The organism is Pseudoalteromonas sp. Angola-7 (assembly GCF_028599255.1).
GTDB lineage: Bacteria > Pseudomonadota > Gammaproteobacteria > Enterobacterales > Alteromonadaceae > Pseudoalteromonas > Pseudoalteromonas atlantica.
Genome location: NZ_JAQREL010000002.1, coordinates 136,642 through 152,538, shown reverse-complemented (window position 1 = coordinate 152,538; position 15,897 = coordinate 136,642). Strand labels below are relative to the sequence as shown.

Here is a 15,897-nt window from a genome sequence, read left to right as displayed (position 1 = left end):
AACTATGGCTTAAAGCATATGGCGTACGTCATCAATGTTGCTGATCACGTTGTAAATTTCTTCTATGTGTTTACCGCTTGTCACTGTGGCAACAAACGTTACCGACTCATAATTGCCTTTACTGCTTGGCTTTACTTTTGGTGCGTAGTCACCAGGTGCAATAGGTTGTAATTTAGCTAAAATTTGTTCCGTAAGGTTAACGTTTGCTAAACCCATAACTTTAAATGTGAACGGACATGGGTACTCAAGGTACTCATCAAATTTAGTATTTTTAACAGGTTGAACCACGACGGTGACTCCTCAAACAAAAAATGTTGGCTACGTGAGATAATATCAATCCGCAATAAGACTTAATCATTTTGCGGGGCTAAACGTGTTGCTACCTGCGTTAAAAATGCTCATTTAGAACAACTAAATAGCGATTTATTAGCCAAGTTATCAACACGTTTTTCCAGCCTCAAAATAGATTACTTAATTAACCGAATTGGTATAACGCTAAGCGTGACTGGCAGGTTTAGGGTGATCCTGCTTATATGGGGCGCATTCTAGCATTTTTCAAGCAAAAAAAAACGCCTCATAACAGAGGCGCTTCGTCTAACAACCCATCGACTGTCGGGTTATTTTTACGTTTACATAATTTGTAAACGTAAGTAGTCGTAAATTTTGCTAAAGAAGCTGCCTTCTTCCACTTCTTCAAGTGTAACTAGTGGGTATTGTGCAATGTCTTCGCCCTCTAGTTGTAAGAATAACGTACCTACTTTAGTGCCTTTCGCTAATGGTGCTTCAAGCGTGTTGTCTAGCTCAAAGTTCGCTTTAAGGTTTTTATGTTGACCACGTGGAATGGTAATTGGGGTATCTTCTAAAATGCCTAACGATACATTTTCTTTATTACCCATCCAAATACGTTGTTCTGCAAAGCTGTCGCCTGCTTTGTAAGGTGTAATTGTTTCAAAAAAGCGAAATCCGTAGTTAAGTAGTTTTTTGCTTTCTACTTTACGTGCGCGCTCGCTTGATGTGCCCATAACAACCGCAATTAAACGCATGTCGTTTTTAGTCGCAGACGTTACTAAGCTGTAACCTGCCTCTGATGTGTGACCCGTTTTAATGCCATCAACATCTAGGCTTTCATCCCATAACAAAGAGTTACGGTTATATTGTTTAATACCGTTGTAAGTAAACGATTTTTGCTTATAAAGTGCGTACTCATCAGGTACATCACGAATAAGTGCAGCGCCTAGGGTCGCCATATCACGTGGGGTAGTGTAATGCTCGTCTGTATCTAAACCGTGGCTATTAATAAAGTGGCTGTTGCTCATGCCTAATTTTGCGGCATGGGCATTCATTAAATCAGCAAATGCGCTTTCGCTACCTGCAATGTGCTCAGCCATGGCTACACACGCATCATTACCAGATTGAATAATAATACCGTGGTTAAGCTCATCAACACTTATTTGCTTGCCTACTTCAATAAACATTTTTGACGATTCAGGGAAGTTTTTAGCCCAGGCTTTTTCGCTCACTGTAACCATATCGGTTGGTGCAATGTTACCGGCGTTTATTTCTGTACCAATTACATAACTGGTCATCATTTTAGTTAAGCTTGCAGGGGCTAGCTTTGTATCAGCTTCACCTTCAGCAATAACTTTACCTGTTGTAAAGTCTACTAAAAAATAACCTTTTGCATTAATTTGAGGTGGAGCCGGAATAATTTGGGCGCTGGCTGAAAATACGGCGGCTGTGCAAACTAAGCCGCATACACCTTTGAGGATTTTATGTTTAATTGATTTCATCATACTCATTAATGGTTAAAGTTAAAAATTCGCGTTAGTCCATCTTATACCCAAACTACCCCGAGATGCGAGCGTCGTTGGAATTAAAAACAACTTAGACAAGGCATTGATTGTCAATAATAGTCACTCTATTGTTCAAATCAATAACGCAGTATAAATCGTTTTTAAACCACGCTTTAGGGCGTTTCACTGAGGCTGATTTTCTCTGTTGTTATTTTTTAAAAGGGATTGCCATTTAAAAAAATAATACCTAGATTTTAAGCCCCAATACAACGCTGAATCCTACATTTTGGCGTGGTTTAGGTATTTGTCTTACTGAGTGTAAAGCAAGAACGCGTTTTGAAATTGGTTTTGTTTTAATTTTTTTAATACGTCTTGTGCATGCTGGGCATCTTTAATCGGGCCCAAATGCAAACGATATATGTTGTCTGCTTTTACTATATTAGTAGGTACATGATACTGCAGGCGTAATGTAGAAGCTAATGCTTCAATATTGCTAAGCGTACTACCCGCAGCTACCTGTATATATGTTTTACGTGCAGGAATGCTGTCGAGCGTAATCGCCTCTAGCTTAACCTTGGCTGTACCGTGAGTGTAGTAGCCTAATTTATAAGCAGCAGCATACGAAAGATCTATTATTCTGTCATCATGAAACGGCCCACGGTCGTTTACACGTACAATTACCGATTTATTGTTGGCAGTATTAGTAACGCGTACAAAGCTTGGCAGAGGTAAGGTTTTATGCGCAGCGCTCATGGCAAACATATCGTAAATTTCACCGTTTGAGGTATGGTAACCATGAAACTTACGGCCGTACCACGAAGCGATCCCTTCTTCTGTATACCCTTTTTCATCAAGCATTGGCGTATAACGTTTGCCTAATACCTCGTACGGGCGACTTGCACTGGCACTTTTTTTAACATCCACCACAACGGCATCTTGCATCTCAAGTGCGGTTGGCGCGCGTAAAGGTGCGGCATCGTGCTCCATATGATAACGACTATTAGAGCCGCTACTACATGCGCTTAACATAAATATTAAGGCTGAAATAAATAACAGCTGGGTAGGCTTATTCATTATTTTAAAAGCATCCTTTTATCTGTCGCAATTGACATAATAATGCCAAATCCGGCCATTAACGTCACCATAGAGGTGCCGCCATAACTAATAAGGGGTAAAGGTACACCTACAACAGGCAACAAGCCCGATACCATGCCTATATTTACAAAAATATAAACAAAAAAGGTGAGGGTAAGGGCGCCGGCCAATAATTTACCAAACGCATCTTGCGCGTTTACTGCAATGTATAAACCACGGCCGATAATAAATAAGTACAGGCTTAATAAAACACACACACCAAATAAGCCAAACTCTTCACTTAATACCGAAAATATAAAGTCGGTATGGCGCTCTGGTAAAAATTCGAGTTGTGATTGCGTGCCTTGCAACCAGCCTTTACCTTCTATACCACCTGAGCCGATGGCTATTTTGGATTGAATAATATGATACCCCGAGCCAAGCGGATCGCTCTCTGGGTCTAAAAACGTTAATACGCGCTGCTTTTGGTAGTCGTGCATACCGTAGTGCCAAAATGGCCATGCAGCCAGTGCTACAACCGAGCTTAAAAAGCCAATTAAACGCCAGCTTAAACCCGATAAAAACAACACAAATATTCCTGAGCTGGCAATCAAAATTGAGGTGCCTAAGTCGGGCTGTTCTTTAATTAATAAGGTAGGCAGCATCACGATGACAAAGCCAATAATTAGGTGTAATGGACGTGGCGGAAGTTGGTTTCGGCCAATATACCAAGCCACCATCATAGGGACCGCCAGCTTCATCAGTTCTGAGGGCTGAAAGCGAGTAATACCTAGATTTAACCAGCGCTGAGCGCCTTTTGAGCTCACGCCAAAGAGCAATACGCCCACCAACATGAGTAACCCAACACAGTAAAGGGGGATCACTAAGCGTTTAAGTGTCGCGGGGGAGAACTGTGCAAGCACTATCATGCCTATAATAGCGCCGCCCATACGGGTGATATGGCGGATCATCATGGCCGAGTCTTGGCCGCTTGCGCTATATACTATGGTGATACTGCCTGCCATCATAAGTAATAAGGCAATTAGTAACGGTAAGTCTAAATGCATGCGCATCCATATCGAGCGCTGGGTGTTTAATACGGTCATTGCGCTGTATTCCTAGCAACTTCTATTGGGTTTGCTGCAAAATAGTAATCCATTAGCTCACGTGCAATAGGGGCACCCACAGAGCTGCCGCCACCGGTGTTTTCTACCACAATTGAAACCACAATTTTAGGGTCGTCATACGGAGCAAAACCAATATAAATCGCGTTATCGCGTTGGCGCTCCTTTAGTGATTTTGCATCGTAACGCTCACCTTGGGCAATACTCACTACTTGCGCTGTGCCTGTTTTACCCGCAGGGTCATAATTAGCGCCTTTAAAAGCACGGTGGGCCGTTCCTGTTACTTTTTTTACGGTATTGTGCATGGCATCGAGCGCGATACGCCAGTTATCAGGGTTATTAAGTACCACTGGCGGTTTTTCTTCGTTATTAATTTGCGTCACTTGGTCTTCTTTTTTAGCCACTTGTGCTAAATGCGGCGGGTGGTTTATGCCTTTATTAACCAATATGTTAGTCGCGTTAGCAATTTGAATAGGGGTGGCAGTCCAATACCCTTGGCCAATCCCCACTGAAATAGTATCGCCACGCCACCACGACTCTTTAAAGCGGCCTTCTTTCCACTCTTTTGAGGGCAATATGGCTGTGGTTTCTTCGTGTATGTCTATTCCCGATAAGTCACCAAAGCCAAAGCGCGCCATAAAATTACTAATTTTTGTTATGCCTAAGCGGTATGCCGCATCGTAAAAGTAAGTATCGCACGACTCTTCAATCGCTTTGTAAACATCTACATGGCCGTGGCCCCAACGTTTCCAATCGCGCCATTTATGTTCAACATTCGGTATTTGAAAAAAACCAGGATCCCACACCGAGGTGCTTTCACTGACAATGTTTTCTTCAAGTGCCAGTATAGCCATATGCGGTTTTACTGTGGAAGCTGGCGCATAGCGCCCTTGAGTGGCACGGTTAATTAGAGGGCGGTCGGGGTTTAGCAGTGCTTTATAATCTTTACTGCTAATACCATGGACAAATAAATTAGGGTCGTAACTTGGGTTTGAATAAAGTGCTAATACGCCGCCATCTTTGGCATCCATTACTACAACCGCGCCGCGCATATCTTTAAGCGCATGTTGGGCTATTTGTTGTAAACCTATATCTAAGGTAAGTACTAAATCACTGCCTGGCTGTGGGGGGGTCATACTTAATGTGCGAATAACACGGCCGCGGTTATTTACTTCAACGCGTTGAGAGCCGACTTGGCCATGCAAAAGCTGCTCGTAATATTTTTCTATGCCAAGCTTACCAATATCGTGCGTAGCGCGGTAATTTGTGGCTTGGTCTTCTTGTTCTAACTTATTAAGTTCTTTGCGGTTTAGTTTTGCAACGTAGCCTAATGCATGGGTTAGCGTATCGCCATATGGGTAAAAGCGTGCAAGGCGCGCTTCAATGCTAAAGCCCGGAAATTTATGCTGATTAACCGCAAATTGGGCCACTTCGGTTTCATCTAAGCGGGCTTTTAGGACTTGCGACTTAAAACGACGTGTATGCTTTATGTCATCAATGAAGTCTTTTTTTTGCTGCTCGGTAATCGTAATTATTTTGCTAACTTGCTCAAGCGATTTAGCTAAATCATCGACCTCTTCAGGAATAACCTCGAGGTTATAAACGGGTTTGTTTTCAGCAAGCAGTACACCGTTGCGGTCGTAAATGAGGCCACGGTTTGGCGCAATAGGAATGACTTTAATACGGTTATCGTTAGAGCGGGTTTGATAGTCGGTGTGTTCTTCTACCTGAATGGTATAAAGATTAGAAAGCAAAATTGCCACTAAGCCTAAAACAAAAATAAAACCCACAAATGCGCGCCGTGCAAATAAGTTTGCCTCAGCGGAATGGTCGCGTATTGTGGGTCTTTGCTTAATCATAACAAGGCGTTACTCGCGATGATAAGGATGGTTGTTATTTAAGCTCCAGCCTCGGTATAGGCTTTCGGCAACAATAATACGCACTAAAGGGTGCGGTAACGTTAAGTTAGATAACGACCACTTTTGCTCAGAGGCGGCAATGCACTCAGGGGCTAACCCTTCAGGGCCGCCAATAAGCAAACTAACGTCGCGGCCATCGAGCTGCCACTTTTCCATATTTTTAGCAAGTTGGTGAGTATCAAGTGGTTTACCTGTTACCTCTAGGGTAACAATGCGATTGCCTTTTGGAATAGCGGCTAAGGTTTTTTCACCTTCGGTGTGCAAAATGCGTTTAATATCGGCATTTTTACCGCGTTTACCGGCCGGAATTTCTATTAACTCAAGCGCCATATCTTTAGGAAAACGGCGTTGGTACTCTGCAAATCCGGTTTCTACCCACGCTGGCATTTTTGTGCCAACGGCAATCATTTGTATTTTCACGTATTACTTCCAAGCTCAATTAAAAAATAGTGGCGCTTAGCCCCACAGTTTTTCTAGATCGTAATAGCTACGTGCGTGATCTTGCATCACGTGTACAACTACATCACCTAAATCTACCAGTACCCATTCGCCTTCGTCTTGACCTTCGTAACCTAAAGGTTCTTCGCCAGCGTGGCGAGCTTCTTTTGCTACGTTATCAGCAATTGATTGCACATGACGCTTAGAAGTACCCGAACACACAACCATGTAATCGGTAATGTCTGAGCTGTCACGTACGTCTAGTTGTACCACGTCGCGTGCTTTCATATCGTCAATTTTGTCTAGTGCAAAGGCAAGTAGTTGTTTCGAATCCAAGGTATTGTCTCAATTTTAAATTTAATAGCGTGCATTTTAACATGCTAGGGGGTTTTAATCATCACTTTGATAAAGCTGGTGTTGCTTAATGTAGTGACTGACAGGTTCGGGTAATAGTTCATTATTTTTATTGGTTTTTTTTAATTGCTCTCGAATAGTGCTTGAGGCAGCATCAAGGGTTTCACCAGGTAAAAAATAAAGCTTACCAAAGTTGTGTGCGGCAAGTTGCTGTGGCGCTTCAGTGTGGGCATTACTAATATAGCTTTTAAGCGCTTCATTTGGGTTACATGTTTGCCCCGGGCGATGATAAACCACTATATGGCATAGCTGTGTAATTGCTTGCCATTCATACCATTTGTCGAGGTTATTAAACGAGTCCATGCCCATTAAAAAAAGAATTGGCGTATCTGGGTGCTCAGCTCTTAGCTCTTGTAAACTTAACAATGAGTACGAGGGCCCAGTGCGATTAAGCTCTCTTAAATCAAGTGCAAAATGAGGGTAAGGGGCAATAGCGGCATTGAGCATATTAATACGGTGCGCTGTACTTATACCTGGCGCAGCTTTGTGCGCGGGCAGGGCACAGGGCATAAAGTACAACGTGGATAAGTTAAATGTATTTACACACTGTGAGGCCATATTTAGGTGGCCTAAATGCACGGGGTCGAAGGTGCCGCCAAAAATTGCAATCATGTTAAAAATCTTTAGTTAAGTGCGTGGCAAGGCATTGGAATATCAAGCGGCTGGCAAAACTTAATACAAATATGGGCAAGCGCTTGGTAAGGCGCAATTAAGTTACCTTGTTTGTAGCTTGAATCAAACAGTGCAAGCTCACTGCTTATTTGCTCAAGGGTATTAATATTTAAGCGGTTAATCGCATTTTGCACTGGGCCTTGCTGGTTTTTCCAAATACCATTTTTTTTAAATAACTGTGCGATAGGCTCGCCATTTAAAAGCCCTTGCTGAATAGTGAGCAAACTGGTGAGTTCTTTATTTATAGCCCATAAAATACTCACCACTTCGGTGTTATCGCTGGCCAGTTTATTAAGTACTTTAATTGCTTGCTTGGCGTGGCCATTTAATAGGGCATCACTTAAATCAAAAATATCAAACTTGGCTTGATTTAATAGCCCTTGCATCACAAGTTGCTGGGTTATTAAGGCATTACCATGCAGTAGCGAGAGCTTTTCGAGCTCCTGAAAACACGCTAACAAATTGCCTTCGGTAGCGTTAATTAAGCTCAGTTTTGCTTCGTTTTGCATATTCAGAGAAAGGCGCGCTACTTGTTCATCTAACCAGCGTTTTAAATGATTCCCTGCAAGCGGGTAGCACGGTACAAATACACCGTGTTTATCGAGCGCTTTAAACCAGGCGCCACGTTGTACGTCTTGGCTGGCTTTAGCCCCTTTTACAATTAAAATGGTATCAGGGTTAATTAACTCGACTATTTTTTTAAAGGTATTACTACCTGGGGTGCCAGGTTTTTGTTGGTTTAAATCAAGCTCAATTATAGTGCGCGCACTAAACAAAGACATGCTTTGATATTGAGCTATAATTTCTTGCCAATCAAACCCTTGCATTAGGGTAAATTTAATTACCTCATCAAAGCCTTGGGCTTTTGCTATGTCGCGTATTTGCTGCACACATTGCGCTTCTTGAAACGGTTCTTCACCAAACACTAAATAAAAGGGTTTCAAACCTTTATTTAATTCACTCGGTAACTGATTAGCATAACAGCGCATTATAGTTGCGACAGCTCTCTAACAATACGACCACTGGCTTGCTTACGAATTTCGCTAATAAGCAGCTCAAGCTCTTTTGCTTTTGCAAGTGCGTGATCGGGGTCGTCTTGGTAGTTACGATAAAGCTCAAAGCGTTTTTCTATGGCTTTTTCGCCTGGGCGTTTAACAACATAGCTTACCCCGTAGGCAAGCTCGTATTCAGCCACCTGACCATTTTGAAACAACGACAAGGTTTGGCGCTCAATGCTTTCTTTGCGTAAGTAAAGCTGGGCAACATTTTTAGCCGAAGGTGTCAGTTCTACGTTACTGGCTTTAAGCTCTTTTTTAAGGTTTAAAAATAACGATGATTTTTCATCATCACCTTTAAGTGTAAGCGTTTTAAGGTTATCAGGCAGGCTAGAGGCTTTCTTTAAATGAAAGCCACAGCTAGATAACACAAAACACATTAGCACTAAGGCTAATGTGTTTTTAAGGGTGTTAAAGCTAACCATTTAGTTAGCTACCACGTTAAGTAGTTTACCCGGTACGTAAATAATTTTACGAATGGTTGCGCCATCAGTAAATTTAGTTACGTTAGACTCTGCAAACGCAAGTGCTTCTACCTGCTCTTGTGTTGCATCGGCGGCTACAGTTAGCTTAGCGCGTAGTTTGCCGTTTACTTGTACGATGATTAATTTTTCATCTTCAACAAGGGCAGACTCGTCAACTTTAGGCCAGGCTGCATCTAAAATGTCACCCTCTTTACCAAGCTCTTGCCATAACTGGTGCGATAAATGCGGCGTAATTGGCGCAAGCATAATAAGTAGGGCTTCTAATGCTTCGTTAGCAATAGCAACATCTTGCGTATCGTTTAACGGCGCTTTTAATAACTTATTAGAAAGCTCCATAATGGCAGCAATTGCAGTGTTAAACGTTTGACGACGCTCAATATCATCGCTCACTTTTGCAATGGCTTTGTGTAGCTCACGACGCAGTACTTTTTGTGGGTTACTAAGCGCTGATTTATCAAGTGCTTGGTAGCCAACTGTTTTCACATCTACTGCGTATTTCCAAATACGTTTTAAGAAGCGGTGCGCGCCTTCAACGCCTGAGTCTGACCATTCAAGCGTTTGCTCTGGTGGTGCGGTAAACATCATAAATAAACGCACAGTATCTGCACCGTATTGGGCAATTACTTCTTGTGGGTCTATACCGTTGTTTTTAGACTTAGACATTTTGCTCATGCCCGATGAGAACACAGGTTCACCATCTTCTTTGTGCCATGCTTTAGTTACGCGGCCTTTTTCGTCAGTTTCGGTATTTACATCGCTTGGCGAAATCCATACGTCACCGCCTTTTTCATCTTTACGGTAGAACGTTTCGGCAAGTACCATGCCCTGACAAAGTAAGCGATCGAATGGCTCGTCTGAATTTACTAAACCAAAATCACGTAATAACTTATGGAAAAAACGCGAATACAATAAGTGTAAAATAGCGTGCTCAATACCACCTATGTATTGGTTTACTGGTAACCAATAGTTAGCTGCTGCTGGGTCTAGCATGCCTTCGTCGTGACGCGGGCTACAGTAACGTGCGTAGTACCAAGATGACTCCATAAAGGTGTCAAAGGTATCTGTTTCGTGTGTTGCTGGTACGCCATTTACCGTTGCTTTTGCCCATTCTGGGTCTGCTTTGATTGGCGAAGTAACGCCATTCATAACTACATCTTCTGGTAAACGTACTGGCAGCATTTCTTCGGTGGCGGCTAATTCGTTACCGTTTTCGTCGCTCAGCATTGGGATTGGTGAACCCCAGTAACGCTGGCGGCTAACACCCCAGTCACGTAAACGGAAGTTAACTTTACGCTCACCCACACCCAGTGCTTCTAGTTTGTCGGCAATAGCGTTAAATGCGCCTTCAAAATCAAGGCCATCAAATTCGCCAGAATTAACTAACACGCCTTTTTCAGTGAATGCTTCTTCTTTTAAATTTACTTCAAGCTCTGAGCCTTCAACCGGTGCAATTACTTGTTTTATGTCTAGGCCGTATGCTGTGGCAAATTCATAGTCACGTTGGTCGTGAGCAGGTACTGCCATCACCGCGCCTGAGCCGTAATGCATTAATACAAAGTTAGCAACCCAAATTGGAACTTGCTCGCCCGTTAATGGGTGAGTCGCGTAAAAGCCTGTTGCAATGCCTTTTTTCTCCATAGTGGCCATGTCTGCTTCGGCAACTTTGGTGTTTTTGCATTCTTCAACAAACATTGCAATTGCATCGCTGTTTTTAGCGGCTTCTTGCGCAATAGGGTGGCCACCGGCAACGGCTAGGTAAGTTACACCCATAAATGTATCTGGACGTGTAGTGTATACGCTAAACTTTTCGTTGTTGTCGGTACGCGTAAACTCAATGTCTAACCCTTCAGAGCGACCAATCCAGTTGCGCTGCATGGTTTTAACTTGCTCAGGCCAGTCTTCTAACTTGTCTAAGTCATCTAAAAGCTCTTGTGCGTAGTCAGTAATTTTAATAAACCACTGTGGAATTTCTTTTTGCTCAACCACTGCACCAGAGCGCCATCCGCGGCCATCTATAACTTGCTCGTTAGCAAGTACAGTTTGATCAACTGGATCCCAGTTAACCGTTGACATTTTTTTGTACACTAAGCCTTTTTCGTACAGCTTAGTGAAAAACCATTGTTCCCATTTGTAGTATTCTGGGTGACACGTGGCTATTTCACGATCCCAGTCGTAACCAAAGCCTAATTGCTTAAGTTGGTTACGCATGTAATCAATATTTTCGTACGTCCACTTAGCTGGCGCTGTTTTGTTTTTGATAGCGGCGTTTTCTGCAGGTAAACCAAACGCATCCCAACCCATTGGTTGCATAACGTTTTTGCCTTGCAGGCGCTGGAAACGAGAAACAACATCACCAATGGTGTAATTACGCACATGACCCATATGCAGTCGGCCACTTGGGTATGGGAACATAGAAAGACAGTAATACTTTTCTTTGCTCTCATCTTCGGTGACTTTAAATACCTGGTTTTCTTCCCAGTAACTTTGGACTTTTGACTCTATGTCTTGCGGGTTATATTGCTCTTGCATCTATGATTCCAGACTTCTTGCAAACTAATAAAAAATTGCCGATAGGATACCCCAAATAAAAGCCTAATCACAGCGTATAAGCACGGTTTTGTTAAAATCTCACTTTCAGTGCAGGTTAACCTATACTTATCTATGTTAAAGGCCAACACGCCCTTGATTTTGATGGAGTATAAAATGGCAGATTATAAAACATGGCTTAGCGATTTAACTAATTGGCTAAAAGATGTAAAAGATCACGAAGTAAAAGATGCAATGACCCGATTTGTTGAATCTGAGCAAGCACTTAAAGACCTAGGCAAAGAAAAATACGGACTCTATAAAAGTTATTTGCAGCGCGACATAGAACACGTTCAAGAAAACGAATCGCACTATAATTCGCTTGCATGGCAAGAGCTTAAAGAGTCGTTATGGTATGAGCTTTCACACATAGAAGACAAAACCCAGCTTGAATGGCAGTCCCTTAGCCAAGATTTTAAGCACAATGGGATGTATCACGCAGGCGAATGGATAGCCATGGGCACATTAGTATGTAAGAATTGCACCCATAGTTTTGATATTTATCACGCTACACAAATTACACCGTGCATTGAATGTGATGGTATTTATTTTAGCCGTAAGGCATTACAACCCTAAATATATGTATTAAGTGGCTTGTAGGCCACTTAATACGCCCAAAGCCAGCGAGTATGTTGGTACAAAAAGAAGTTAGAATGACGAAAAAACTGCTGCCATTATCTGTTTCACAGCTCGCACCGAGCATTTCTACTAATCACGTTAGCACGTGTATGAGCAATCCATACCCAGAGCAACTTACCTTTATAGGCCAACAACGCGCCCAAAGTGCGCTCGACTTTTCACTTGGGATGGAGCTGCCAGGCTACAATGTTTATGTAATGGGTGAGGCCGCGCATGGCCGATTTACACTTGTAAAAGACAAACTTAAACAGCACGCAAAAGATCGCCCCACACCTAACGAGTGGTTGTATGTTAATAATTACGACGACCACCGCGAGCCAATTGCGCTATTTATGCAAGCAGGGCAAAGCAAGCAATTAAGTGACGACATAGACTCATTTTTAGATGAAGTACTCGACACCTTTCCGGCAGCTTTTGATAACCCAGCTTATCAACGCAAAAAAAAGTCAATCGAGAGCGAATTTAACGACGCTTACGACAGCGCTATTACCGCAGTAGAAGAAATGGCGCTTGAGCAAAGCGTAGCGCTAATAGAAGAGAAAAACGCCGTAGGTTTTGCGCCTTTAGTTGAAGGCAGACAGTTAAGCGATAACGAATTTGCCGCCCTAGATGAAGAGCTTCGTGATGAGTTTTTTGAAAAAATAGAAAAACTAGAAGATGCCTTAATTGAAGCGCTGATTGAGCTGCCTCGCTGGAAACGCGAATCAAAAGAAAAACAGCGTAATCTTAAAAAAGCCACAGCGGAGCAAGCTACAAAGCCGCTATTAAAAGACTTAGAGCATAAATACGCTGCACATATTGGTGTGCTGCGCTACTTAAAAGATATTCGCGTAGAAATAATTGACGCAGTACTTGAATGGCTAGACGATGAAGATGAAAGCGAAGAAAGCAAAGAAGACTTTGACCGTAAGGGCATGCTTACCGACTTTTTTGCGCCTAATATTTTAGTTGAATTTAAAGAAGACGATGCCGCACCTGTGGTGTATGAGCCAAACCCAACCTTTGGCAATATATTTGGCAAAATTGAGTATTCAACATCGCAAGGCTCACTTATAACTAGTTATCGCTCTATACAGCCTGGTGCATTGCACCGTGCAAATGGCGGTTACTTAATTATGGATGCCGAAAAAGTAATGGCCAACCCGCAAGTGTGGGATGGTTTAAAGCTTTCGCTTAAAACGCACCAAATTAAAAACGACCTACCGTATCAAGACAGCTCAGTAGGCAGCAGCTTTACACTGCGCCCGCAATTAATTCCTCTTGATGTAAAAATTATTTTATTAGGCTCGCGCGATTTGTATTACACCATAGGTGAGTACGATGAAGAATTTGCAGAGCTGTTTAGAGTACTTGCCGACTTTGATTACTATTTACCAAGTAGCGATAAGCTTCAGTACCAATTTATTACTAAAGTGAGTGAGTACTGCCAGCAAACGTTAAAGTGCACAACCACAGAGGCCGCCATGGTGCGGTTACTTAAATTTAGCTACCGCCAAGCAGAGCACCATAATAAATTATCGGCGCGCTTTGCCGATGTGCTTGAACTGGTGGCTGAGGCCAGCTTTTACGCCAAGCAAGATAAGCAAACACTGATTGATGCGCATCATATTGATGAAGCTATTGAAGGTAAGCAGTACCGCACCGGCCAAATAAGCGAAAACATGCTAAGCGATATAAAAGAAGGCCACACGCTTATTGCCACACAAGGCCAAGCCATTGGTAAAGTAAACGGCTTAACAGTGCTGCACATTGGCGATACGTCGTTTGGTACACCCGCGCGTATTACCGCCACCGTATACGCCGGCGCCGATGGTGTAATAGATGTTGAGCGTGAAGCCGAACTAGGTAAAGCAATTCACTCAAAAGGTGTAATGCTACTTACCGGTTATTTAGGTAACAAATACGCCCAGCACTTTAGTTTAACGCTAAGTGCTAACATAGCTATAGAGCAAAGCTACGGTTATATAGATGGCGATAGCGCCTCACTTGCTGAGTTATGTGCGCTTATATCGGCTATTACCAGTTTGCCTATTAGCCAGTCTATTGCCCTTACAGGCTCTATTAACCAACACGGTGATGTGCAAGCCATTGGCGGTGTAAACGAAAAAATAGAAGGCTTTTTTAAGCTGTGTAAAATGCGCGGCTTAACAGGCGAGCAGGGCGTTATTATTCCTAAATCTAACCAAGTTAACTTAGTACTTGATGATGAAATACTTGAAGCGGTTGAGCGCGGTAAATTTAATATTTACGCAGTAGAAACTGTAGACCAAGCACTTAACTTATTAATGGATATTGATGCCGGCGATATTATTGACGGCGAATACCCAGAAGATTCTGTTAACGGTATTGCTTTAGCACGCTTAAAAGACATAGCCGACATAGTTAATGGCGATAGCGAAGAAGATAAAGAAGCCGATGAAGATGAGGAAAAACACTAAATGATCAATATAATTTTAGCGGTGATCATCGCTATATTTTGTTTTTTAATTTTTCAAAATAGTAAAAAAGCAAAGCAACAAGCTGGCATTAACGCGCAAATTGAAGCCGACTACCTTGTCGCTAACGCAAAAGTTGAGGGCGTAATAGAAACCGGCTCAGGCTTACAGTACAAAGTGCTGCACAAAGGTGAAAGCGAAAATACACCTAACCCTACTAGTAAAGTAAACGTGCATTACCACGGCACGTTAATAGATGGCACCGTATTTGACAGCTCAGTAGAGCGTAAAACGCCAATAAGCTTTGGTTTAAATCAAGTTATTAAAGGCTGGACCGAAGGCTTACAACTTATGAGCCCAGGCGATAAGTACATATTTTATGTACCGCACCAATTAGCCTATGGCGAAAAGCGAGTGGGCAGTATTCCACCTGCATCACTGCTTATTTTTGAAGTAGAGCTTTTGGCTATTGAGTCTTAATACACGCGTAAAAAAGTGTTATTAACTTTATAAAAAACCCGTTAGCTAACGGGTTTTTTATTGAGTTTTTTTAAGTTATTTAATATTAATACCAATTCGCTTAATTAAGTATTATTGCGGTTTGGTATAACTTTAATTATTTGGCCACTGTTGCCATAGAAAGCTTATTAAGCACCACAGCTATTTTATTAAGTACTTCTTCGCAGCCTTTTATATTGTGGCGTTCTTGCAAATAAGTGGGGCTGTTATAGGTAAGCCAAACTTGGCCATTGTTGTCTTGAGATATATGTACTTTTTGCGGTAAATCTATCGCCACACTTTGCTGGCACTGCATTAACGGTGTGCCTACCTTTGGATTACCAAAAATAATCACTTCACTTGGGGCCAATTCCATATCAACATTTTGAGCGTTTTTTTTATGATCTACCCGCGCAAAAATGGTTATCCCTTTGTTACTGGCTATTTTTTCAAAACGGTTAGCCGTTTCTTGAACAGAATAATTACTTTGAAAACGTACTAAGCTGTCATTCGCACTCGCCACGGCCGTGGCCGAGAGTAAAATAACCCCTAAAAATAGTCGGTTTAACATGGTTTGCTCCTCATATAAAGGCTGATACCAATTCGCTTAATTAAGTGGTTATTTTGATGCTAGAAAAACGTGTTGATAGCTAGGCAAAAAATTCGCTATTTAGTCGTTCTCGGCAATTGCTCCTGCATTGCGCTACCTTCTGCATCCATGCAGTCGTAAAAGAGAATTTTTAACGCAAGTAGCGACACGTTTAG

General features: G+C 42.3%; 15 protein-coding genes. 3 read left to right on the top strand and 12 right to left on the bottom strand.

Going from position 1 to position 15,897, the window contains the following annotated elements; genetic code table 11:
- Nucleotides 1-9: 9 nt before the first annotated feature.
- From ybeD to leuS, 11 genes are all read right to left on the bottom strand, one after another.
- Nucleotides 10-288, bottom strand: a complete 279-nt coding sequence (ybeD, locus tag PSH50_RS03275; RefSeq protein ID WP_024033764.1) for a DUF493 family protein YbeD — start codon at nucleotides 286-288, stop codon at nucleotides 10-12.
- 341 nt (nucleotides 289-629) lie between these two features.
- Nucleotides 630-1,790, bottom strand: a complete 1,161-nt coding sequence (locus tag PSH50_RS03270; protein WP_004585914.1) for a serine hydrolase — start codon at nucleotides 1,788-1,790, stop codon at nucleotides 630-632.
- 312 nt (nucleotides 1,791-2,102) lie between these two features.
- Nucleotides 2,103-2,867 carry a septal ring lytic transglycosylase RlpA family protein gene (locus tag PSH50_RS03265; protein ID WP_273586148.1) on the bottom strand — a complete coding sequence of 255 codons (765 nt, stop codon included), beginning with the start codon at nucleotides 2,865-2,867 and terminating at the stop codon, nucleotides 2,103-2,105.
- Nucleotides 2,867-3,973: a rod shape-determining protein RodA gene (gene rodA / locus PSH50_RS03260; protein ID WP_004585916.1), complete on the bottom strand. Its 1,107-nt coding sequence runs from the start codon at nucleotides 3,971-3,973 to the stop codon at nucleotides 2,867-2,869. Before rodA ends, PSH50_RS03265 begins: the two co-directional genes overlap by 1 nt.
- Nucleotides 3,970-5,850: a penicillin-binding protein 2 gene (gene mrdA / locus PSH50_RS03255; protein ID WP_004585917.1), complete on the bottom strand. Its 1,881-nt coding sequence runs from the start codon at nucleotides 5,848-5,850 to the stop codon at nucleotides 3,970-3,972. The genes rodA and mrdA overlap by 4 nt, the downstream gene beginning before the upstream one ends.
- A 9-nt stretch (nucleotides 5,851-5,859) precedes the next feature.
- Nucleotides 5,860-6,330: a 23S rRNA (pseudouridine(1915)-N(3))-methyltransferase RlmH gene (gene rlmH, locus PSH50_RS03250; RefSeq protein ID WP_004585918.1), complete on the bottom strand. Its 471-nt coding sequence runs from the start codon at nucleotides 6,328-6,330 to the stop codon at nucleotides 5,860-5,862.
- Nucleotides 6,331-6,366: 36 nt separating this feature from the next.
- Nucleotides 6,367-6,684, bottom strand: coding sequence for a ribosome silencing factor (rsfS, locus tag PSH50_RS03245; RefSeq protein ID WP_024033760.1), 318 nt, complete (start codon nucleotides 6,682-6,684; stop codon nucleotides 6,367-6,369).
- Nucleotides 6,685-6,738: 54 nt separating this feature from the next.
- A complete protein-coding gene (nadD, locus tag PSH50_RS03240; protein ID WP_273586147.1) occupies nucleotides 6,739-7,374 on the bottom strand; it encodes a nicotinate-nucleotide adenylyltransferase in 636 nt (211 codons plus the stop codon).
- A gap of 11 nt (nucleotides 7,375-7,385) precedes the next feature.
- Nucleotides 7,386-8,423, bottom strand: coding sequence for a DNA polymerase III subunit delta (gene holA, locus PSH50_RS03235; protein WP_248531094.1), 1,038 nt, complete (start codon nucleotides 8,421-8,423; stop codon nucleotides 7,386-7,388).
- Entirely contained in the window at nucleotides 8,423-8,914 is a 492-nt protein-coding gene (gene lptE / locus PSH50_RS03230; protein ID WP_024033758.1) for an LPS assembly lipoprotein LptE, read from the bottom strand. Before lptE ends, holA begins: the two co-directional genes overlap by 1 nt.
- On the bottom strand, nucleotides 8,915-11,503 hold the full coding sequence (gene leuS / locus PSH50_RS03225) for a leucine--tRNA ligase (RefSeq protein ID WP_029772179.1): 2,589 nt from the start codon (nucleotides 11,501-11,503) through the stop codon (nucleotides 8,915-8,917).
- A gap of 174 nt (nucleotides 11,504-11,677) precedes the next feature.
- On the opposite strand from leuS, the gene PSH50_RS03220 reads away from it, so the two are divergent.
- From PSH50_RS03220 to PSH50_RS03210, 3 genes are all read left to right on the top strand, one after another.
- On the top strand, nucleotides 11,678-12,136 hold the full coding sequence (locus PSH50_RS03220) for a hypothetical protein (RefSeq protein ID WP_004585924.1): 459 nt from the start codon (nucleotides 11,678-11,680) through the stop codon (nucleotides 12,134-12,136).
- A 77-nt stretch (nucleotides 12,137-12,213) separates the two neighbouring features.
- Complete coding sequence (locus PSH50_RS03215) at nucleotides 12,214-14,637, top strand: Lon protease family protein (protein ID WP_241232299.1); 2,424 nt, start codon at nucleotides 12,214-12,216, stop codon at nucleotides 14,635-14,637.
- Nucleotides 14,638-15,114, top strand: coding sequence for an FKBP-type peptidyl-prolyl cis-trans isomerase (locus PSH50_RS03210; RefSeq protein WP_273609257.1), 477 nt, complete (start codon nucleotides 14,638-14,640; stop codon nucleotides 15,112-15,114).
- Nucleotides 15,115-15,250: 136 nt separating this feature from the next.
- Here the strand turns inward: PSH50_RS03210 and PSH50_RS03205 are convergent, their stop codons facing one another.
- Nucleotides 15,251-15,703, bottom strand: coding sequence for a DUF302 domain-containing protein (locus PSH50_RS03205; protein WP_273609256.1), 453 nt, complete (start codon nucleotides 15,701-15,703; stop codon nucleotides 15,251-15,253).
- Nucleotides 15,704-15,897: the final 194 nt, after the last annotated feature.

Excerpts from the sequence above, each read along its gene's own strand:
- PSH50_RS03210 (WP_273609257.1), top strand. The coding sequence starts at position 14,638 with ATGATCAATATAATTTTAGCGGTGATCATCGCTATATTTTGTTTTTTA.
- PSH50_RS03205 (WP_273609256.1), bottom strand. The coding sequence starts at position 15,703 with ATGTTAAACCGACTATTTTTAGGGGTTATTTTACTCTCGGCCACGGCC.
- PSH50_RS03215 (WP_241232299.1), top strand. The coding sequence starts at position 12,214 with ATGACGAAAAAACTGCTGCCATTATCTGTTTCACAGCTCGCACCGAGC.
- lptE (WP_024033758.1), bottom strand. The coding sequence starts at position 8,914 with ATGGTTAGCTTTAACACCCTTAAAAACACATTAGCCTTAGTGCTAATG.
- mrdA (WP_004585917.1), bottom strand. The coding sequence starts at position 5,850 with ATGATTAAGCAAAGACCCACAATACGCGACCATTCCGCTGAGGCAAAC.
- PSH50_RS03270 (WP_004585914.1), bottom strand. The coding sequence starts at position 1,790 with ATGAAATCAATTAAACATAAAATCCTCAAAGGTGTATGCGGCTTAGTT.
- PSH50_RS03265 (WP_273586148.1), bottom strand. The coding sequence starts at position 2,867 with ATGAATAAGCCTACCCAGCTGTTATTTATTTCAGCCTTAATATTTATG.
- PSH50_RS03220 (WP_004585924.1), top strand. The coding sequence starts at position 11,678 with ATGGCAGATTATAAAACATGGCTTAGCGATTTAACTAATTGGCTAAAA.
- leuS (WP_029772179.1), bottom strand. The coding sequence starts at position 11,503 with ATGCAAGAGCAATATAACCCGCAAGACATAGAGTCAAAAGTCCAAAGT.
- rodA (WP_004585916.1), bottom strand. The coding sequence starts at position 3,973 with ATGACCGTATTAAACACCCAGCGCTCGATATGGATGCGCATGCATTTA.
- nadD (WP_273586147.1), bottom strand. The coding sequence starts at position 7,374 with ATGATTGCAATTTTTGGCGGCACCTTCGACCCCGTGCATTTAGGCCAC.
- holA (WP_248531094.1), bottom strand. The coding sequence starts at position 8,423 with ATGCGCTGTTATGCTAATCAGTTACCGAGTGAATTAAATAAAGGTTTG.